18 protein-coding genes are annotated in these 21,572 nt (G+C 38.1%); 11 read left to right on the top strand and 7 right to left on the bottom strand.

The genetic code is table 11. The annotated features are described in order from the left end of the window. Nucleotides 1-54 precede the first annotated feature (54 nt). Complete coding sequence (locus EA772_RS05900) at nucleotides 55-771, top strand: DsbA family protein (protein ID WP_124911806.1); 717 nt, start codon at nucleotides 55-57, stop codon at nucleotides 769-771. Nucleotides 772-936: 165 nt separating this feature from the next. Here EA772_RS05900 and EA772_RS05895 read toward each other — a convergent pair whose 3' ends face one another. Next, entirely contained in the window at nucleotides 937-1,155 is a 219-nt protein-coding gene (locus EA772_RS05895; RefSeq protein WP_116168772.1) for a DUF3820 family protein, read from the bottom strand. 1 nt (nucleotide 1,156) lies between these two features. After that, nucleotides 1,157-4,495 (bottom strand): transcription-repair coupling factor, encoded by a 3,339-nt coding sequence (gene mfd, locus EA772_RS05890; protein ID WP_124911804.1) that lies wholly within the window; start codon nucleotides 4,493-4,495, stop codon nucleotides 1,157-1,159. A gap of 183 nt (nucleotides 4,496-4,678) precedes the next feature. Here mfd and EA772_RS05885 point away from each other — a divergent pair, with 183 nt between their 5' ends. The 5 genes from EA772_RS05885 (at nucleotide 4,679) to EA772_RS05865 (ending at nucleotide 9,194) form a co-directional block, all read left to right on the top strand. Continuing rightward, nucleotides 4,679-4,981: a DUF2752 domain-containing protein gene (locus EA772_RS05885; protein ID WP_010599372.1), complete on the top strand. Its 303-nt coding sequence runs from the start codon at nucleotides 4,679-4,681 to the stop codon at nucleotides 4,979-4,981. Nucleotides 4,982-4,986: 5 nt separating this feature from the next. Continuing rightward, nucleotides 4,987-5,358 carry a TM2 domain-containing protein gene (locus tag EA772_RS05880; protein ID WP_010599373.1) on the top strand — a complete coding sequence of 124 codons (372 nt, stop codon included), beginning with the start codon at nucleotides 4,987-4,989 and terminating at the stop codon, nucleotides 5,356-5,358. A gap of 361 nt (nucleotides 5,359-5,719) precedes the next feature. Continuing rightward, nucleotides 5,720-6,817 (top strand): Nif3-like dinuclear metal center hexameric protein, encoded by a 1,098-nt coding sequence (locus EA772_RS05875; protein ID WP_124911802.1) that lies wholly within the window; start codon nucleotides 5,720-5,722, stop codon nucleotides 6,815-6,817. Next, nucleotides 6,817-7,560: a zinc ribbon domain-containing protein gene (locus EA772_RS05870; protein ID WP_116168775.1), complete on the top strand. Its 744-nt coding sequence runs from the start codon at nucleotides 6,817-6,819 to the stop codon at nucleotides 7,558-7,560. The genes EA772_RS05875 and EA772_RS05870 overlap by 1 nt, the downstream gene beginning before the upstream one ends. Before the next feature lie 149 nt (nucleotides 7,561-7,709). Beyond that, nucleotides 7,710-9,194 (top strand): tetratricopeptide repeat protein, encoded by a 1,485-nt coding sequence (locus EA772_RS05865; protein WP_124911800.1) that lies wholly within the window; start codon nucleotides 7,710-7,712, stop codon nucleotides 9,192-9,194. Here EA772_RS05865 and EA772_RS05860 read toward each other — a convergent pair. The 4 genes from EA772_RS05860 to rsfS form a co-directional block, all read right to left on the bottom strand. Further along, nucleotides 9,191-10,270: a 3-oxoacyl-ACP synthase III family protein gene (locus EA772_RS05860; protein WP_124911798.1), complete on the bottom strand. Its 1,080-nt coding sequence runs from the start codon at nucleotides 10,268-10,270 to the stop codon at nucleotides 9,191-9,193. The two genes, EA772_RS05865 and EA772_RS05860, sit on opposite strands and share 4 nt — an antisense overlap. Nucleotides 10,271-10,341: 71 nt before the next feature. Then, the gene (locus EA772_RS05855) at nucleotides 10,342-10,986 is read right to left on the bottom strand and encodes an LUD domain-containing protein (RefSeq protein WP_010600004.1); all 645 of its coding nucleotides are present in this window, start codon (nucleotides 10,984-10,986) and stop codon (nucleotides 10,342-10,344) included. Nucleotides 10,987-11,070: 84 nt separating this feature from the next. Further along, nucleotides 11,071-13,176: an ATP-dependent zinc metalloprotease FtsH gene (gene ftsH / locus EA772_RS05850; protein ID WP_010600005.1), complete on the bottom strand. Its 2,106-nt coding sequence runs from the start codon at nucleotides 13,174-13,176 to the stop codon at nucleotides 11,071-11,073. Nucleotides 13,177-13,204: 28 nt separating this feature from the next. Continuing rightward, on the bottom strand, nucleotides 13,205-13,579 hold the full coding sequence (gene rsfS / locus EA772_RS05845; RefSeq protein ID WP_010600006.1) for a ribosome silencing factor: 375 nt from the start codon (nucleotides 13,577-13,579) through the stop codon (nucleotides 13,205-13,207). A gap of 44 nt (nucleotides 13,580-13,623) precedes the next feature. Between rsfS and EA772_RS05840 the strand changes: the two genes are divergently transcribed. From EA772_RS05840 to pfkA, 4 genes are all read left to right on the top strand, one after another. Then, on the top strand, nucleotides 13,624-14,400 hold the full coding sequence (locus tag EA772_RS05840) for a biotin--[acetyl-CoA-carboxylase] ligase (RefSeq protein ID WP_124911796.1): 777 nt from the start codon (nucleotides 13,624-13,626) through the stop codon (nucleotides 14,398-14,400). Between the two features lie 7 nt (nucleotides 14,401-14,407). After that, on the top strand, nucleotides 14,408-14,857 hold the full coding sequence (locus EA772_RS05835; RefSeq protein ID WP_010600008.1) for a protein-disulfide reductase DsbD domain-containing protein: 450 nt from the start codon (nucleotides 14,408-14,410) through the stop codon (nucleotides 14,855-14,857). A 144-nt stretch (nucleotides 14,858-15,001) separates the two neighbouring features. Beyond that, nucleotides 15,002-16,690: a protein-disulfide reductase DsbD gene (locus EA772_RS05830; RefSeq protein WP_124911795.1), complete on the top strand. Its 1,689-nt coding sequence runs from the start codon at nucleotides 15,002-15,004 to the stop codon at nucleotides 16,688-16,690. Nucleotides 16,691-16,694: 4 nt separating this feature from the next. Beyond that, on the top strand, nucleotides 16,695-17,678 hold the full coding sequence (gene pfkA, locus EA772_RS05825; RefSeq protein ID WP_116168781.1) for a 6-phosphofructokinase: 984 nt from the start codon (nucleotides 16,695-16,697) through the stop codon (nucleotides 17,676-17,678). 34 nt (nucleotides 17,679-17,712) lie between these two features. Here pfkA and EA772_RS05820 read toward each other — a convergent pair whose 3' ends face one another. Continuing rightward, entirely contained in the window at nucleotides 17,713-18,039 is a 327-nt protein-coding gene (locus EA772_RS05820; RefSeq protein ID WP_010600011.1) for a heavy metal-binding domain-containing protein, read from the bottom strand. 199 nt (nucleotides 18,040-18,238) lie between these two features. On the opposite strand from EA772_RS05820, the gene EA772_RS05815 reads away from it, so the two are divergent. Next, complete coding sequence (locus EA772_RS05815) at nucleotides 18,239-21,325, top strand: VIT domain-containing protein (protein ID WP_124911793.1); 3,087 nt, start codon at nucleotides 18,239-18,241, stop codon at nucleotides 21,323-21,325. Nucleotides 21,326-21,572 lie beyond the last annotated feature (247 nt).

Below are 21,572 nucleotides of genomic sequence, written 5' to 3'. Positions count from 1 at the left end.
CCTTTTTACTTTATGCTTACCAAGCTTTATGGTTAAAGTACCTACTTTTATGTTATGAAAGTAGAAATCTGGTCGGATGTCATGTGTCCGTTTTGCTATATCGGTAAGCGTCATTTTGAGCAAGCCATTGAAAAATTACCTTTTAACGATGAAATTGTTGTGAATTGGAAGAGTTATCAGCTTAATCCTGAATACCACAACACCAATAATGAAACCATATACGATTACTTGTCTAGAAGCAAAGGAATGCCAATTGAACAGGCCAAACAAATGACCAGGCAAGTGGTAGACATGGCTGAAAATGCTGGCCTAACAATTAATTTTGATACAAATGTTCCTGCCAATACGTTTGATGCCCATCGGTTAATTCATTTAGCTTCAGAGCATGGCTTACAGGATTTAGCGGAAGAAAAACTGTTCGAAGCGCATTTTGTGAATAGCAGAAATATAGGTGAAAAAGAAGTATTGATTGATATTGCTGGTGAAATGGGTTTAGATAAAAATGAAGCTGAACAGGTTTTAAACGGCAATCAATTTGCTGAAGCCGTACGATATGATATTTATGAAAGTCAGAATTTAGGTATTCGCGGCGTCCCTTATTTTGTGATGGATAGGAAATATGGCGTTTCTGGTGCGCAACCAGTAGAAGCTTTTACTGAGGCATTAACCCAAAGTTTTAAAGAGTGGAAAGAAACGCAGCCGAAAACAACACTAACTTCATTAAATAAAAATGATGATGCCATTTGCGATGAAAATGGATGTGAGATATAGTTTGTGTCCAGCAGATTAATTAGAATGCTGGTTTTTACGCTCCATAAGTCATTTTGACTTTTAACATTCCGTCATTGTGAGGCATGAAGCAATCTTGAAACAATTGCTATCATACCACATGCATTGAGATTGCTTAGTGCCTTGCAATGACAACTTCTCAAATAACTACCTGCTCTGATTCTTCAATGGCGTTAACAGATACTCCAATCCGTTAACCCTGATCTCGAACATTGTGGCCATTAAATCGCCCAGTTTACCCTTGGGGAAACCTTTATCCTTATACCAAAGCAAATAACTTTCCGGGATATTACAAATCAAATAACCCTTATATTTTCCATAGGGCATTTGCATTTTTACCAAATCAAGCAGTAAAGTTGGATCCATTTTAATCGATTAGCGCTAAAGTTTGAATAGCCTCTTCAACCGTGCTTACATTATCAAAAGCGATACGTAAAGTATTCTTAACCTCCTTTAAGTTACACATCCGTGGATGATTTTGAGCAAAGGTTAAAATCTTGGTAAAAGTAGTGGAATCAAAATAAGCCGATTGCTTATCACTTAAGAAATAACCGCGTAAACTATTTTTCTTGAAACTGATTTTCTCGAAGCCTAATTTTTTGCCCAGCCATTGCAAACGGACCACACTCAACATGGTTTTTACCTGAGGTGGAACCGGACCAAATCGATCGGTTAAATGTTTTTCAAACACCGCTAACTCCGTTTCATTATCAAGCTTAGAAAGCTCGGTATATAAATTATAACGCTCTGTAATATTGGTAATGTAGGCATCAGGTATGTAAAGCTCCAAATCGGTATCAACTTGTGTAAACCCAACAAACGGACGAGCCGGTTCATTTTCAAACAAACCTTTGAATTCAGCTTCTTTCAGTTCCTGAATAGCCTCATCTAAAATTTTATGGTACATTTCAAAACCAATTTCAGCAATGAAACCACTTTGCTCTGCACCCAATAAGTTTCCGCTGCCGCGGATATCTAAATCCCGCATCGCTACGTTGAAACCGCTACCCAAATCAGAAAACTCTTCAATGGCGCTCAAACGTTTTCTGGCTTCAGAAGTTAAAGTTGAAAGCGGTGGTGATAACAAATAACAGAAAGCTTTTTTATTGCTCCGCCCTACCCGACCACGCATTTGGTGCAAATCGCTCAAGCCGAACATATGCGCATGATTGATGATAATCGTGTTGGCATTCGGAATATCCAAACCCGCTTCGATAATAGTGGTTGCAACTAAAACATCTTTTTCACCGTTGATAAAATCAAGCATCACATCTTCCAGGGCGTCGCCATCTAACTGACCGTGAGCAATACCAATCCTGGCTTTTGGCACTAATTTTTGAATCATTCCGCCCAGTTGCATCAAATCATTCACCCGGTTATGGATGAAGAAAACCTGTCCGCCCCGATCCAGTTCAAATTGAACCGCTTCCTGGATCAGTTTGTCATTGAAAACATGTAGCTCGGTGCTAACCGGCTGACGATTCGGTGGTGGCGTACTGATGATGGATAAATCTCGGGCACCCATCAACGAAAAGTGTAATGTTCTCGGAATTGGCGTTGCGGTAAGCGTTAATGTATCTACATTTACACGAACAGCTTTTAATCGTTCTTTGGCAGTTACACCGAATTTTTGCTCTTCATCAATAATCATAATACCCAGATCTTTGAACTTCACATCCTTGCTCAGCAAACGGTGGGTGCCGATCAAAATATCAACCTTGCCAGCTGCGGCCTCGGCCAAAGTATCTTTAATCTGTTTATTGGTTTTAAAGCGGTTGATATAATCTACCGTAACCGGAAAATCTTTTAACCTTGAAGAGAATGTTTTGAAATGCTGTAACGCCAGAATAGTGGTGGGAACTAAAACAGCGGCTTGTTTGCCCTCTGCAACAGCTTTAAAAGCTGCACGTACGGCAATTTCTGTCTTCCCGAACCCCACATCACCACAAACCAATCGATCCATTGGATGTGGCGATTCCATATCTTTTTTTACATCCTGAGTGGCTTTTAACTGATCAGGAGTATCCTCATAAATAAAAGAAGCCTCCAATTCAGCTTGTAGATATCCGTCAGGAGAAAAGGCTGTACCAGCCTGGGTTTTACGTATTGCATAAAGCTTAATCAAATCCCGGGCAATGTCTTTAACTTTTTTTTTTGTTGTTTTCTTGAGTTTATCCCAGGCGTCGGTACCCAATTTATTCATTTTAGGTACGCCACTTTCCTTACCACTATATTTCGCAATGCGATTTAAGGAGTTAATGTTCACATAAAGCAAATCATTGTCGGCATAAATCAAGCGAATCATTTCCTGGGTTTTGCCATTCACTTCAACTTTTTCCAATCCGGCATATTTTCCAATACCGTGATCAATATGGGTTACATAATCTCCCGATTTTAGCTCACGAAGATCTTTAAGGGTAATGGCCTGACTTTTCTGATAACCCTTTTTAAGCTTGTATTTATAGTAACGATCAAAAATTTGATGATCAGTGTAAAAAGCAGTTTGAATTTTTGGGTCGACAAAACCCTCACGCAACATGCTATTGATCGGGGTAAACTTTGCAGTTTTATCGATATCCTCTAAAATGGCATACAAACGCTCAATTTGTTTTGGCGAATCCGTAAAAATGAAATTTACAATCCCCTCCTTTTCGTTCTCTTTTAAATTGTGGATTAAAAGGTTGAAATCTTTATTGAACGATGGCTGCGGTTTAGTTTCGAACTCAAAGCGATGATCTGTTTTGTAGAAAAACTGTTTGCCAAATTCCACCAAAGGGAAATCATGCAAATGATCGCCTAATAATTTCTCATCACTAAAAGCAAATTTAGGGTCGATCCACTCTGGATTTTTGTTCTTATCATCCAGAGATAATGCTTTCCACAGTTCAACTGCCTTTTTGTAGCCAGCCTTTACAATATCTAAAGTAAACTCTACATCTTTGAACCAGAGTTGTGTATCCTGATCAATATAATCAAGAATGCTGATGTTGCTTTCCGTTAAAAACTTTGCCTGTACATTTGGCACAATGGTTAGCGATTTTACATCAGTTACTGAAAGCTGACTTTCGATTTCAAAACTTCGAATACTCTCTACTTCATCTCCAAAAAACTCGATGCGGTAAGGTAAATCAGAAGAAAAAGAAAAAATATCTACAATACCACCACGAATTGAAAACTGCCCGGGTTCGTAAACAAAATCCCGTCTGTCAAAATCGTAATCAATTAAAAACTCATTAATAAAATCTATGCCCAGCTTAGCGCCTAAAGAAATCTCCAAGGTATTTTTTTCTAAAGCAGAACGATCGATCACTTTTTCAGCAATGGCTTCCGGGTAAGAAACTACAATTTTGCCATATTCCGAATCATGATTCAGTTCATTTAAAACCTCGGCACGAGCCAAAACGTTAGCGGTATCAACCTGGGTAAAATCAAAAGACTTCCGGTAAGAAGACGGGAAAAGTAAAACCTGTTTATCCAGCACACTTTCCAGGTCAGACTGAAAATAAGCTGCCTCTTCCCGGTCAGGAAGTACAAAAAGCAAAGGTTTGTGCAGTAAAAAATAAGAGGAAAGAGCAACAATGGCATCGGCAGAACCCACCAATCCCTTTAATTGTATCTTCGGGTTCTTGGTACTGTTCAACGCCTTGGTAAATTCGGTTACCCTATCGTCGGTTTTGTATCTGTTTATTAAATCGCGAATGTTCAAGGCACAAAAATAAGCTTATCTTTTATATTTAACCGCAAACTTTGTTAAAGGTTTTTTAAGTTTGTGCGTAGTTTCTCGTGTTCCAATCCTCATTCGTCGGTTTAAATTTATGGTTCGTCGAATAAACGTCTATCCTTGTAACAAAGCTTGGCTCAAATCCTCTAAAATATATAAATTGAAAGCATGAAACACTTAAAAAACTTTCCAATAGAACTCGTGTTCTGGGTGACAGCTTTAGTGTTACTGGCAACAGCAAACAGTCATGAGCATCACTTTACACTTTGCCCGCTGGCCAATTTAGGTTATGAGGGTTGGTGTCCGGGATGCGGGTTGGGCAGGTCGATCAGTCATATTTTTCATGGCGAGTTTACCGAAAGCTTTTCTCAACATTGGTTTGGTTTGCCGGCACTTTTAATTATAATTTATAGAATTTATACGTTGATAAAACATAAGAATACATTTAAAATTCAAACTAAAAACACATAGAAACCATGGATATATTTCAATCGCCTTTAATGTCGTTACCAGGTATAACGCCAGAAGAATATGCATATTTACAACAAGCTACAACAGGTTTAAACGAACAACAGTTGCGTAATTTCTTAATGATTTACGGTAGCCGCAGAAAGCAACCATCAGAAATTTTATTGTTAGCCTTAATCGGATTTTTAGGTTTCGCCGGAATCCACCGCTTTGTAATCGGACAAATTGGAATGGGTATTTTATATTTCTTTACCGGTGGTTTATGTATGATTGGTACCATCGTAGATGTAATTAACCACAAAAACCTGGCTTTTGAATATAACCAGAAAATGGTTTTCGAGAGCTTGCAAATGGTAAGAATGGGCGGCGGATTTCAATAAAACATTTTTGATTATCTGGAAAGCAAAAACAAAAGCCTTTTTTAAGGTTGGTCCCGCCATACACTTCAAGTCCGCACCCAATGAAAAATTGGGTTTGCGGGCTTTTTGTTTCTGTCGGGTTTAGATTGCAACACCTGCCATGCTTGGTTTGGGTAGCCCATTGCCCACCTGACTGTTAACCTCGATGCAATAGATTTTCATCTAGATTGAAGCATAGTAAAGCAACAAGATCTATAAACCTTGCAATTCAATTCCAAGAATTTCTTGGATTCGTTCGAAATGACGGTTAATCTGCCATTAACGAAAAATATAGCTTAAAAATCCACTCTAACAAAAACATCAAATTATATATCTTTATGCCATGAGATTATCAGAACTAACGAATTATCTGGAAAGCATTGCCCCACTGAATTATCAGGAAGATTACGACAACTCCGGTTTGATCGTTGGCGATCCTAGGATGGAAATTCGGGCGGCGCTTGTCGCTTTAGATTGTATCGAATCGGTTGTGGATGAAGCCATTTCAACAGGTTGCAATCTAATAATCACCCATCATCCCATCATTTTTAAAGGACTGAAAAAGCTCAACGGAAAAAATTACGTGGAGCGTGTAGTGTTAAAGGCCATCAAAAATAATATTGCCTTGTATGCCATTCATACCAATTTAGATGCCATCCACACTGGTGTAAATGCCCGGATATGCGAACGATTGGGTTTAACCGGGACGAAAGTACTTTCACCAAAACCAGGTTTACTTAAAAAATTGGTTACTTATTGTCCGCAAGCCCAGTCAGAACAATTACGCTCTGCTTTATTTTATGCTGGTGCTGGCAATATTGGCAACTATAGCGAATGTAGCTTCAATGCTGATGGTTTTGGAACATTTAAGGGTAATGAAGATGCTGATCCTTTTGTTGGAGAAAGGGGCATTCGTCACAGAGAACCAGAAGTGCGCATTGAGGTGGTTTACCCCACCCAGGCAGAAAGAAAAATTTTGGTAGCACTTTTTGAAAATCATCCTTACGAAGAAGTAGCTTATGACATTTATAAATTGGAAAATAAGCACCAGTTTGTAGGCTCTGGTATGGTAGGCTGGTTAGAATATGACATGGATGGTTATGATTTTCTTCATTTGGTAAAAGATAGGATGCAGGCTAAAGTGGTTAGGCACACGGATGTTATCGCTAAGAGAATAAAAAAAGTTGCCGTTTGCGGGGGATCAGGGAGTTTTCTTTTAAAGGATGCAATTGCAGCAGGAGCAGATGCATTTATCACTGCTGATTTTAAATATCATGAGTTTTTCGATGCAGAGGAAAAAATCATCATTGCAGACATCGGACACTTTGAAACTGAACAATTTACATCGAATTTATTGCTTGAAATTATTCAGAAAAAATTTACTAACTTTGCAATCCGTTTAACGGAGCAAAATACAAACCCCATAAATTACTTGTTTTAATGGAACAAACCGTAGAACAAAAGCTAAAAGCTTTATACGAATTACAAAATATCCACACTAAAATTGATAAAATTCGCCAGGTACGTGGTGAATTACCAATGGAAGTTGCCGATTTAGAAGATGATGTTTTAGGATTAGAAACTAGAATTTCAAAAATCAAAGGCGAACTTGATGATCTTGAGGATTCAATCGTAACCCGTAAAAATACGATCAAAGATGCTCAGGCAGCTATCAAAAGATACGATTCTCAATTAAAAGAAGTTAAAAATAACCGTGAATACGATGCTTTAACTAAAGAAATCGAGATTCAAGGTTTAGATATCCAGGTTTCTGAGAAAAAAATTAAAGAACATGGTTTCGAAATCACTTCAAAAACTGAAATTTATGAAGCTGCTAAAGCTGAGTTAGATGGCAGAAAGAAGGATTTAGATGTTAAAAAAGGCGAACTAGATGTAATTACTGCTGAAACTGAAAAAGAAGAGCAGGATTTACAAAAGAAAGCTGATAAAGCAGAGCCTCAAATTGAAGAACGTTTATTGGTAGCTTACAAGCGTTTGCGCAAAAATGCGGTTAACGGTTTAGCTGTGGTAACCATCGATCGTGATTCTTGTTCAGGTTGCTTTAACCAAATTCCACCTCAGCGTCAGTTAGATATTCGTCAACGTAAAAAAATTATCGTTTGCGAACACTGCGGTCGTATTTTGGTTGATGAGGCTTTAACTCACGAAGTAGCAGAAGCATAATCGCTTAAGAAATTATTTAAAAAACGTCTCGATATTATCGGGACGTTTTTTGTTTATACACAAAACAAGAATAAGTTTTTTGCGTTTATTGTAGATATTTTGAAATGTGAATTCTGTACCGTTCGGCAGTATAAACGAATACCCTTCTAATGATAAAATTTTTACGCTTAGTCACGTTCTCCCTATTACTTTCGTTTCCGCTAGCTCTATTTGCAAACTTTGACTTTAACGCTAACTGTTTAAATGCATATAGAAGCATTTTTGAACTGAAATTAGGAAATGCTAAAGCTTATATCTCCACAGAAAAAAAGCAACATCCAAAAAATTCGATTATTCCGCTATTAGAAAACTATGTAGATTATTTCACCATTATCACTTCTGAAAGCAAAGCGGATTTTGATCGGTTAAAAGGCAACAAGTCGGCCAGATTGGATCAAATTAGTGATGATGATAAAGCTTCACCTTACTACCTTTATGCTCAGGCCGAAATCAATTTACAATGGGCGCTGATTCATGGCAGGTTTGGAGAATACTTTAATGCGGCAATGTGCATTAAAAGGGCGAATAGTATGTTACAGGATAATGCAAAGAAATTCCCTAATTTCCATCTTAATTTAAAGGGCTTGGGCCTTATAAATGTGGTATTAGGGAATATGCCTGATGGCGCTTTAAAAACTGCATTATCAACCTTTGGCATCAAAGGTAATATGCAAGGCGGTTTAGATATGTTTGAAAAATTAGCGCAAAACCTGCCCAAATCATCTTACGAACCCTTCTATGAAGAAGTGATTTTCTATTATGCCTACGTACTTACTGACGTAGCCCACAGTTCATCGGCCTATTCAAAAACCATGAAGTACACCGAAAGAATTGCAGACACCAGCTTACTTAAAAGTTACTTACAAAGTTATGTCTGCATTAAAAACGCCCATAACGATGAGGCCATCACTATCCTTTCAAAAAAGCCCGAAGGTAATTTGTATCAGTCTTTCCCTTATTTGGAATATTTGGAGGGAATTGCTTATTTAAACAAATTGGATTTAAATGCAACTGCCTATTTTAACCGTTTTCTGCAAACCAATAAAGGCGTAAATTATATTAAGGATACAAACCTTCGGTTGGGGTGGATTGCGTTGCTTAAAGGCGATAGAAATGGCTATACAAGCTACATGACCAAAGTAATTAATAATGGCTATACTTATAACGAAAAAGATAAGCAGGCTAAAAATGAAGCCAGCGCCGCTACACCAGCAATTGATTTGTTGAAAGCGAGGTTGCTATATGATGGTGGGTACTTATCCAGGGCATTACAGTATCTTTCTGACAAAAATACAAGTGATTTTGCCAGTGACCGAGATAAAACTGAATTTAACTATCGTTTAGGCCGAATATATGATGATCAGGGAAAGGATGATCAGGCTTTGGCAGCTTATCAGGCTACAATCAATCAAGGTAAAACCTTGAAATATTATTTTGCAGCAAATGCAGCCTTGCAAATGGGTAAAGTTTATGAAAAGCGTAAAAATATAGCTAAAGCAAAAGAGGCCTTCAATACCGCCATATCAATGAAAAATCATGAGTATGAAAGCAGTATTGAAAGCCAGGCAAAAGCTGGATTAAAAAGACTTAATTAAAAGCGATAGACAAATGCGTTAATATGCATCCCTGCACCTACAGATGCAAATACAGCAACATCACCAGTTTTTACTTTGTAGCCTTTCACTTGTTCTTTTAGCACTAAGTCTAACAGCGTTGGAACAGTAGCTACCGAACTGTTTCCAAGCCAGGAAATCGTCATCGGGACTAAATTATCAGGAACTGTGTCTTTGCCATAAAGTTTGAATAAACGCTTCATAATTGCAGTGTCCATTTTACCGTTGGCCTGATGAACGAATACGATGTTAACATCTTCCACGCTTAAACCAGCTTTATCTATGGCTTTTTTAATTACTTGCGGAACCTGAACCACAGCAAACTCGTAAAGTTTTCTGCCATTCATTTTGAGATAAAAATTACCGCTGGTTTCTTCAGGGTGTGATCCTTTGCCCATCACCAAAAGGTTGCTGTAATTTACTGCATGTGTTTCGGTTTTGTGGGCCAGAATTCCCTTTTTTTGATCTTCTTCTTCCTTAGCTTCATAAATAACAGCACCTGCACCATCAGAAAAAATCATGCTATCACGATCATGCGGATCAATAATTCTGCTTAAGGTTTCTGCTCCAATAACCATTACCCGTTTGGCATCACCACTTTTAATATAATAGTCAGCCTGAATTGATCCCTGAACCCATCCCGGACAACCAAAAATGGTATCATAAGCTACGCAATCAGGATTTGCGATTCCCAGTTGTTGTTTAACTTTTGCAGCCAGCGAAGGCAGAATGTCTATGCGGTTACTTCCTAAAGGGATATCGCCAAAATTATGGCAAAAGATGATGTAATCTAATGTCTCTTTATCAATACCTGCATTATCTATTGCTTTTTGAGCAGCTAAAGCACCAATGTGATTACTCAATTGCTCAGGACAAGCATATCTTCTTTCAACGATTTCTGTAATTTCAGAGAATTTGTGGATAATCTCCGAGTTCTCTTTTTCTAAACGCGTTCCATTCTCAAAAAAAGTTGAGTTTAAAAATTCGTTACCAGAAATTATATTTTCAGGGATGTAACTTCCTGTGCCGGTAATTACCGTATTTATTACTTTGCTCATAATTATAATACCGCATACTAAAACGGTATGTAGTATAAAAATATGGTTAATAAATTAGATAAGGAAATTTTTTAACTAAAATCATCTATCAAAAAAACAAAAAGTTCTTTAGGGCCATGTGCGCCTAATACCAAAGTCTTTTCAATATCAGCGGTTCGGCTTGGGCCGGTGATGTTACTAATCATCGATGGGATTTGATTGCCATATTTATTTTTAAGTAATTGGAACCCATCTTTTAAATCTAAAACTAACTGGCTTGTTCTGGCAATTACGATGTGATGGTGAGGGAAAATACTTAAGCGTCTCCCTGCAGCACTTTGATTACTTACCATCACACTCCCATTTCTCGCAATCAGGGCTTCGCATAGCGTTATGCCTACTTCAGCCTGCTCAAAATCTTTATCGGTTTGGTAAAAGGGAAATTCATATTTAGATAAAAACGCCTGAAGTTCTGGTTCCCAGCAATAAATTTTCCGCCATTTAAACCGATCTGCAAGTTGAAGCATGTTTTCGAAAAAATCGATCCCATCTTCACAGAAAATAAAGTTGCCTGATATTGCTGTTAACTGTTCCGCAAACAACACTTCCAGCTCCTCTGTATTTTTTTTATATAAAGGGCTTTCCTCAAGATTTGGATAAGGATTTTCACGTTTTTCTAAAAGTGCCTTTCTTATCTTTTTCAGTATTTGTTCTTTCGCGGTCGTGTTATCCTTCATTGTATAAAAAAATGAAACCTTGAATTTTTTAGGTTCAAGGTTTCAAACTTATGTATAATTGTTTTTATATGCAATTAGCATATTTTATGCTTTATCTGAAGCAGGATTAATTCCGGTAACTTCTTTATTGATATCAGTATCACTTACACCATCATGAACTAAACCTTCAGCGGCCGGCGTTTGATCGCCTGTCCCGTTTACAAATTCATCATAAGTGGTACGCGTATCAAATGGACGTTTACCTAAAATCTCTTCTAAATCGGCCTGGAATAAGATTTCTTTCTCTAATAATTTTTGAGCTAATTTTTCTAAGCCATCCTGTTTATCAAGTAATAACTGTTTAGTTTTGATATAGACATCACCAATAAGCTTACGCACTTCAACATCAATTAATTCTGATGTTTTATCAGAATATGGTTTGTTGAAATTGTATTCGTTTTGAGGATCATGGAAAGAAACATTTCCAACGGCTTCATTCATACCATAAATACTAACCATTGCATATGATAACTTAGTAATGCGCTCTAAGTCATTTTGTGCACCTGTGGAGATTTTACCAAAAGTAATGTCTTCAGCAACACGGCCACCCATTGTCATACACATACCGTCAATTAATTGCTCAGTTGTATATAAGAACTGCTCTTTTGGTAAATATTGCGCATAACCTAATGCCGCAACACCACGAGGAACAATTGATACTTTAACTAATGGATCTGCATGTTCTAAGAACCAGCCTGCAATAGCATGACCCGCCTCATGGTAGGCCACAATTCGTTTCTCTTCAGGAGAGATAATTTTATTTTTCTTTTCTAAACCACCAATTACGCGGTCAATTGCATCTTGAAAATCTTGCATATCAACCTGCTCTTTGTTTCTACGGGCGGCAATTAATGCAGCTTCATTACAAACATTCGCAATTTCAGCACCGGCAAAACCTGGTGTTTGTGCTGATAATTTTTTGGCATCTACTTCTTCAGCCGTTTTAATTGGTTTTAAGTGAACGTTAAAAATATGCTCACGGCCAACTAAATCTGGTTTATCAATTGAAATTTGTCTATCGAAACGACCTGGACGCAATAAAGCAGAGTCCAATACATCCGGACGGTTTGTAGCAGCAAGAATGATGATGCCAGAATCTGTTCCGAAACCATCCATCTCTACCAATAACTGGTTCAATGTATTTTCACGTTCATCATTTCCGCCCATTACACTGTTTTTTCCACGGGCACGACCAATGGCATCAACCTCATCAATGAAGATGATACATGGCGCTTTGTCTTTAGCTTGTTTGAACAAATCTCGAACACGTGAAGCACCTACCCCAACAAACATTTCCACGAAATCAGATCCTGATAAAGAGAAAAACGGAACCTGAGCTTCACCAGCGACTGCTTTCGCCAATAAAGTTTTACCCGTACCTGGCGAACCAACAAGCAAAGCGCCTTTTGGTATTTTACCTCCCAGATTGGTATATTTTTTAGGGTTTTTAAGGAAATCGACAATTTCCATTACCTCTTGTTTTGCTTCTTCTAATCCTGCAACATCATTGAAGGTGATGTTTACCTGGCTTTCCTTATCGAATAAGGTAGCTTTTGATTTGCCGATGCTGAAGATCTGACCTCCGCCGGCACCACCGCCGCCCATTCTGCGCATCATAAAAATCCAGAAACCGATTAATAAAAGCAATGGTAAACCAATGTTAACCAGTAAGCCCAAAAATGGGTTGCTGCGACTTTCTTTTTCTGCTAAAATTCTTGGCTGCGTTGCAGGAAGATCTTTTTGAGAGTCGGCCAATTGTTTATCCAAGCCATCCATCGTGCCTGCATTGAAATATACAATCGGGCCACTGTTGGCTGTAGCAAATCTGCTGGTGCTTTTATACTTTTCATATTCTGGCTTATCAAGCGCAGCTTTTTTAATATAAACTTCAACTTTTACAAGGTCTTCGCTTTTGTAAGCAACTAATTTTTCAACATCTCCAGTCAAAAGCATTTTACTTTCGAATTCTGGATAATCAATTTTTTTACCGCCATCTCCAGAGAAAAGCACTTGAGCAGCTATAATGGCAACAATAATTGCTGCATAAACCCAAAAGATATTAAACTTAGGTCCCTTTTGTGGTTTTTTCGGGATATTAGGAATTCTTTTTCCCGGTTTTTTGTTCTCGTTTGTATTTTGATTATCGTTCATTTGTCTTTTTCAAAATGGTTTCAGTAGGTTATGCGCTTTGGTAATTTGTGCTCTCAGCATCGCCCCACAATTCTTCAATGCCATAAAAATGGCGTTTTTCGGTTTTAAAAATGTGCACAACCACATCGAAATAATCTAGAATAATCCAATCAGCAGATTCAAAACCTTCCTTATGCCTGGGGTCAGTTTGAGTTGCTTTATAGATTTCCTTTTCTACGCTATCGGCAATCGCTTTTACTTGTGTGCCAGAATTGGCGCTAGCAATAATAAAATAATCAGCTACAGAGGTGTGAATATTTGTTAGATCTAACCGCACTATATCTTCTCCTTTTTTTTCCTGAATGCCATGAACGGCTAACTCAGAAAGGTATGTAGAAAGGGCTACTATTTTCTTTTTTACCATTAAAATGCTTTAATTTTGGAATTACAATATTATAAATTCAACACTTGCAAAATAACACTTTTTCGACACTATTTGTTGGTCAAAATTTAATCAAATTAAAAGAAGTTGATTCTACTAATAATTATTTAAAAGAATTGCTGTCAAAATCCGAGCCATTACCGGAAGGCACTGCAATTATGGCAGATAATCAGTTTGCCGGGAGAGGTCAGCAAAATAGTGTTTGGCAAACAGAAGTAGGCAAAAACATTAGTGCAAGTATTTATCTTAAGCCTTCAGCTTTAGCCTTAAACAAACAGTTCTACCTTAATATGGCCGTAAGTTTGGCTGTTAGCGAGGCTTTGGCATACTTTATCCCGCAAGGCATCAAGATAAAGTGGCCGAATGACATGTATTATCTTGATAAAAAACTAGGTGGGATATTGATTGAAAATACGCTGACAGGTTCGTCGATCAAATCATCAGTAATTGGCATTGGCCTAAATATCAACCAAGAGGATTTTGCAGAAGATATCAGTCATAAAGCAACTTCTGTATTTCGAATTTTACACAGGGAAGTTCAGTTAGAAGTCATTATGGAGAAATTATTCGTCTTTATGGAAAAATACTACCTAATTTTGAAATCAGGAAAATTTAGTATTTTACATGATATTTACCTGGAAAGGCTTTATAATTTTGGCATAAACGGATTTTACAAACAAGGTGGAGAGGTTTTTGAAGGGATAATTGATGGAGTTGAAGAAAACGGGCAATTGCTGATGAATGTTGGCGGAACTCAGAAGTTATTTAACTTTAAAGAAATTGAATTTACACACACAAAATAAACACACAATGAAAAAAATCACCCTGGCGCTGTCAATGGTATTGTTTACCGTTGCTGCGGCATTTGCTCAAATTGAAAAACCAGTCACCTGGTCATATGCAGCAAAAAAAGTTAGCAAAACTGAAGCTGTTTTATATTTAAAAGCAACCATTGATGATAAGTGGCATATTTACTCACAAAATGTTAAAGATGGCGGCCCTGTAAAAACAACTTTTGCCTTTTCTCCATCTAAAGATTTCAGTTTAGTTGGTAAAACGGCAGAGCCGAAAGCGATTACCAAATATGAAGATACCTTTAAAATGAATGTAAGCTTTTTCGAAAAAACTGTGGTCTTTCAACAAAAGGTAAAATTAAACAAAGCCGCTACTACCGTGAAGGGAAAAGTAGAATTTATGGTTTGTAATGACAGGCAGTGTTTGCCACCAGAAGAGGTTGCATTTAGTATTCCTGTTAAATAATTGATATTTAAATATTTAGAAACAGTCCCGGAATTTTTCGGGACTGTTTCTTTTTAAAGTAAAATCTGCACGGTGTAGGGCTTATCAATAAGCTCTTAATAAAATTATTCTTAATTTCACGCCTCGAACACACGAAACACACAAATGAGAAAGTTCCTATTATTATTTTTAATGGCAACAATGTTTCTGGCATTGCCTGCTGTTAAAAGTCATGCTGCTTTTGCGCAAGACACCACATCCACAAGTTTGCCAGATGATATTGTTTTTACTGAGGTAGGCTCAGCGCAAGATAGTGCGGCAAACAAGATTGTTAAGGATACAACACAAGCTGTTAAGAAAGACACAACAGCTGCTGCAAAACCTATTTCAAAAACAACAGAAACCGAAAAATTAACGCTATGGCAAACTTTCATAAAAGGCTTGTTTGGCGGTTTTCTTGCTTTTTTAATGCCATGTATTTTTCCAATGGTTCCTTTAACAATCAGTTATTTTACAAAAAGGGCAGGAAGCAGAAAGAAAGGAATCGGCCAGGCCATTATTTATGGCATCTCTATCATTGTAATCTACGTAGTTTTTGGTTTATTAATTACTTTATTATTCGGATCGAGTAAACTTAATGAACTAAGTAGTAGCGGTTGGTTCAACTTTGCTTTCTTTATTTTGCTCGTTGTGTTTGCCATCTCTTTCTTTGGCGCATTTGAAATCACTTTACCGAGTTCATTTGTAAATAAGATTGATCAGAAAGCGGATAGCAGCAAGGGATTAGGCGGCATATTTTTTATGGCAGCTTCTTTGGCATTGGTGTCATTTTCATGCACAGGACCAATCATCGGGACCTTACTTGTAGAGGCTAGCTCAAAAGGCAATGTGCTTGGTCCTGCGGTAGGTATGTTTGGCTTTGCATTGGCGCTTGCGCTTCCGTTTACTTTATCGGCAATTTTTCCTGGCTTTTTAAATAGCATGCCGAAGTCTGGAGGATGGCTAAACAGTGTAAAGGTTTGTCTTGGATTTTTAGAATTGGCCTTAGCGTTAAAGTTTTTGTCAGCAGCAGATTTAGTTTGGCACTGGGAATGGTTTGATAGAGAAATCTTCCTTTGCTTATGGATCGTGATTTTTATTTTGATGGGCATTTATCTCCTCGGAAAACTGAAATTTTCTCATGATAGTGATCTTCCTTATGTTTCGGTTCCGAGATTATTTTTGGCCATCTTATCGTTTTCATTTGCGGTGTATATTCTGCCTGGATTATGGGGAGCTCCGGTGAGTGTTTTAAGTGGTTTGGCACCACCAATGAATACCCAGGATTTCATTCTTGGCGGAAATGGGCCGGCCGCTGCGAGCTCATCTGAATTTCCGGCTAAAGTAAAATACAGCGATGTTTTACACCCACCACGTGGTTTTAACGCTTTTTTCGATTTGGAGGAGGGTTTGGCTTACGCTAAAAAAGTAAACAAACCAATGATTATCGATTTTACCGGACATGCCTGTGTGAATTGTAGAAAAATGGAAGATAAAATTTGGATTGACCCGCAGGTAGGACGGTTAATTAAAGAAGAATTTGTGCTTATACAATTATATGTTGATGAAAGATCAGCCAAAGTGCCGGCAAATCAGGTTCACTATTCGGAAATTTTGCGTAAAAATACCGAAGATTTAGGTGCATGGAATGCTGATTTTCAGGCAACAAAATACAATTCTAACTCTCAGCCATTTTATGTTTTAGCAGGACATGATTTGAATACTTTAGTTGCTCCTCAAGGTGCAATCTTTGATGCAAAAGAATATGCACTATATTTGCAAAGCGCCTTAGATATTTTCAAGGGAAAGAAATAATCAAATGAACAAGATAAAGAACATTGGTGTTTTAACCTCTGGTGGCGATTCGCCAGGCATGAACGCCGCAATTAGAGCAGTAGTAAGGGCTTCCATTTATTACGATATTGAGGTAACTGGTTTTATCCGTGGCTACGAAGGTTTAATTAATAATGATTTTATTGCAATGGATCGTAAATCTGTTGCAAACATTATCCAGCGTGGCGGAACCATTTTAAAAACAGCTCGTAGTGAAACATTCAGAACCAAAGAAGGACGCCAAACCGCATATAATAACTTAAAGGCAAAAAATATTGATGCTTTAGTAGTGATTGGTGGGGATGGAACGTTTACCGGGGCTAATGTTTTCTCGCATGAGTTTGATTTCCCGATTATTGGTTTGCCCGGAACGATAGATAATGATTTGGCCGGAACAGATTTTACCATCGGTTACGATTCAGCCATTAATACCGTAATTGATGCGGTAGATCGGATCAGAGATACGGCAGAATCTCATGACAGGCTTTTCATTGTAGAAGTGATGGGACGGGATTCTGGTTTGATTGCTTTAAGAAGTGGTATCGGCGTGGGTGCAGAAGCCATTATGATTCCTGAAGCGAACATGAATGCAGATGATATTCTGCATAAACTCGAACATAGTCGTAAAGACAAAGCCTCAAAAATTATTATCGTAGCAGAAGGAGACGATACCGGCGGTGCATTTAAAGTAGGTGAAATTCTTCAGGAAAAATACCCACATTACGATACAAAGGTTTCGGTTTTAGGGCACATCCAGCGTGGTGGTAAACCAACCTGTATGGACCGTGTTTTAGCAAGCCAGCTAGGTGTAGCGGCAGTAGAAGGGCTAATCAATGGCGAAAGCTGTGTAATGGCCGGCCAGGTAAACCGTGAAATTGTTTTCACCCCATTTGATCACGCCATTAAGCATATTGATGCTGAAAAGGTAAGTTCAAAGTGGCTAAAACTGATAGATATTCTTTCATTCTAACAAAAGGGTTCCGAAAACCGGAACCCTTTTTTATTTAAATGTCTTCTAAGATTACCGCAGTACCATTTGCGCTAACCATCAACATGCTGCCGCCACTACCAACGGTTTCATAATCTAAATCAATTCCAACAATTGCATTTGCACCCAAGGCTGCAGCATATTGTTGCATTTCATTCAATGCAGTGTCTTTTCCTTCTCTCAAAACGCGTTCGTAAGAGCTCGATCTGCCACCAACAATGTCTGTTATTCCGGCAAATAAATCTTTAAAAATATTTGCGCCAATAATTGTTTCTCCGGTAACCAAACCGACATATTTTACAATTTTTTTGCCCTCAACCGAAGGCGTTGTAGTTAATAACATAGTTTCAGTTTTTTATAATTAGAACCAAGGTTTATTTAATTGTTACATTTTTATTGAAAAGCACTCTCGCAATTTTGTATGGTTATCAACCCGATTGAACGCAGGATTATGCTTCTGTTTTCGCTTCATCGCAAAGCGCCTTCAAAATAAATTTATGTAATCTTAAATCATTTTGCATCACTATTAAAAAATCGAAGTCATGCAAATAGCTAAACACCTACTTATCTTCCCTCTATTATTCATCTCCCTTTTTGTTCAGGCGCAAATGCCGGTGTTAAAAGTCCAGCAACCTAACGATGATCAGGATAAGCCAGCTGTGAAGTTAAGCAAACTGAATATTGATGTGCAAATTACTGGAAACATTGCTACTACCACAATGACAATGACTTTCCGCAATAGCAGCAATCGGATTTTAGAAGGAGAGCTCACATTTCCAATGCCCGAAGGCGTGAGCATTAGCCGGTACGCTTTAGATATTAATGGCAAAATGCGTGAGGCTGTTCCGGTAGAAAAAGCCAAAGCAACAGAAGTTTTCGAAAGTATCGAACGTCGTCGTGTCGACCCGGGTTTACTGGAAAAGGTAGAAGGAAATAATTTTCGAACCAGAATTTATCCCTTACCTGCAAATGGTAGCAGAACCATTATTGTAGGTTATGAAGAAGAATTAGGCTTTAGTAAGGGCAATGCGCTTTGGTATCACCTACCACTTGATTATAATCAATCAATTGAGAAGTTTTCGCTAAAAACAACCATTTACGAGAGTGTATTAAAACCTGAGCTGGGCGAACAACCAGATGGGACATTTAATTTCAAAGCAAATGGAAATACCTATGTTGCCGAAATTAATAAAAGTAATTACCAGCCAAAAAACGGGCTAAGCATCAACCTGCCTAAACGAAATGATTTACCCGAAGTACAAATGCAAAAAGCATCAAGCGGCTATTATTTTCTGGTAAATGTTTTCCCGAAACAGCAAAGCCGACCGAAACAATGGGCGAATCAAATTGGCTTAATTTGGGATACATCACTAAGTGGTTTACAAAGAGATATCAAAAAGGAAATTGAGTTATTAGGTTTAATCGTTGAGAAAAAACGAAATCTTACCATCCAGTTAGGGTTACTTAACAATGGTTTCAAAAATGCCGGAACTTTTGAAATTACCAATGGAAACTGGAATGCGTTAAAAGCAAAACTCGAAAGTTTAGTTTATGATGGTGGCACAAATTTTAGTGCAATCAATACAAAAGTTTTGCCTGCCGAAGAATATATTTTATTTAGCGATGGATTATCAACCTTTGGCAAAAGCACTTTTGCATTGAATAAACCCGTTCACTGTATTAATACATCTTTGAAAGCCGATTATAGCACATTAAAGTATATCACTTCAAAAAACGGCGGACAGTTTATCAACCTCAATAATACTTCTGTTCAAAATGCTTTTCAGCAACTGGATGTAGAAAACCTGCAGTTTTTGGGCATAAAAAATGGAACTGATATTCGGCAAACCTATCCATCGATGCGTGTAAACGTAAACGGGCATTTATCAGTTGCAGGAATATTAAATGGTTTAAACACCGAATTTATACTACAATTCGAATTTGGAAACACGGTTGTAGCGGAACAAACAGTTCGTTTGAATGCAACGGAGCATGCTTTAAGTAGTATCGATATTAGCCGGGTTTGGGCACAAAAGAAAATTTCCGAAATGGACATCCAGTATGAAGCAAACAAGGAAGACATTAGTTTATTAAGTAAGCAATTTGGTATTGTTACCCGCAATACCAGTTTAATCGTTTTAGAAAACCTGGAAGATTATTTGCGGTATGATATTGCGCCACCTGCAGAATTGCGTCAGGCGTACGACGCAGTTTTAAAGCAGCGTAGAATAGATATTCAGGAGCGTAAAACCACTTTGCTGAACGCGGCTGTTGATATGACTAAGGAATTGAAAACATGGTGGAACACGGATTTCTACTACAAGGAACCAGTTAAAGCAAAAGAAGAGTACCCAATACCGGTTTCTACAAACGGAAGTGGAGACCCCATTGCAAACGTTGTGGTGGCTACGCCTGCGGGTCCGAGGCGCCAGGCTCCTGCAGCAACCCAGGCATCGCCACCAAGAGTTATGCCCCCGCCTGTGCCAGTGGAGCGGGAAGCCAAGGCAGACGAAAGCCAGGCTTTAAATGAAGTTGTTGTTATTGGTAATGCAGCACAAGCAAAACGCATTGAAACTGCGAGTGCTTCTTCAGTTGTTCGGTCTCAGGCGATGGGATCTAGCGCAGCGTTACAAGGAAGCGTTGCGGGCTTAAGTGTAAACAAAGCAAGATTACGCGAAATAAATATAAGTAGGGCTCAAAGTGTAGCCTCTCAACCTGCCATCATTATCCCTGAATTTAAAAGTGATAAAGATTACATGAAAAACCTGGTCGGAAAACCCGACAGTGCTTACCAGGCCTATCTGAAAATGCGACCAGGTTACATTACCACACCGATGTTTTATTTCGATGTAGCCAACTGGTTTTATCAACAAAAAGATAGTGTAAGGGCGCTAACCATTTTAAGTAGCATTGCTGATCTGGATTTAGAAAATGCTGATCTGTATAAAACTTTGGCTTATAAATTAAAGCAAACCGGAAATTATGCAGAGGAGATCTTTGTTACCCAAAAGGTTTTGCAATGGCGCCCGATGGATGCGCAAAGTTACCGTGATTATGCATTGGCTTTGGCCGATGCGGGTCAATACCAAAAAGCGCTGGATAATTTATACAAGGTTTTAACCCAAAGTTATAATTCGCAAATAGCAGATCGTGACCAGGGTATAGAAGAAATTATCATTTCTGAGATTAATCATCTGATTACAAAACACGGCGCTAAATTAAATACCAGTGGCATTGATAAGAGGTTGATTACGCCACTGCCTGTTGATGTTCGTGTGGTGTTGAACTGGAATAAAAATGATACCGATATTGATTTATGGTTAACCGATCCAACTGGTGAGAAGGGTTATTATTCCAATAACAGAACTAAAATTGGTGGTAGAATTAGCAATGATTTTACCTCTGGCTATGGTCCAGAACAATTTATGATTAAAAAAGCGGTAAAAGGAAAGTATAAAATCGAAGTAAACTATTTTGGTGATAGGCAAATTAACATTAGTGGACCAACAACTGTAACGGCCGAGATTTATACCCGATATGCAACCGGGAAACAGCAGCGAAAAATAATTGTATTGCCAATGTCAGCTGATAATAGAAACGGAAATTTGATTGGAGAGTTTAATTTTTAGAAAGTGATAAAATTATCCACATAAGGCACTTAAAATTCATATAAGCCCATTTCGCTTGTTTCTTCTTATGCCTGATGTGGATGATTTTGGTTTTATCCCTCTAAGAAAAGCCGCGAAATCGTTGAAAAACTTCGAGCCATTCGTTATTCTAAACGGTCGGTTGAGCGGGTTTGTTGAACTGCCTGTTTTTGTTAAGCGGGATTGCAGCGATATCCTTTTATGCTGTTGCCCTGAGCGTAGTTGAAGG

This window comes from Pedobacter sp. G11 (assembly GCF_003860265.1).
GTDB classification, from domain to species: Bacteria; Bacteroidota; Bacteroidia; order Sphingobacteriales; family Sphingobacteriaceae; genus Pedobacter; species Pedobacter agri.
The sequence above is the reverse complement of the archived record's forward strand: the minus strand, read 5'-3'. Positions and strand labels throughout refer to the sequence as shown.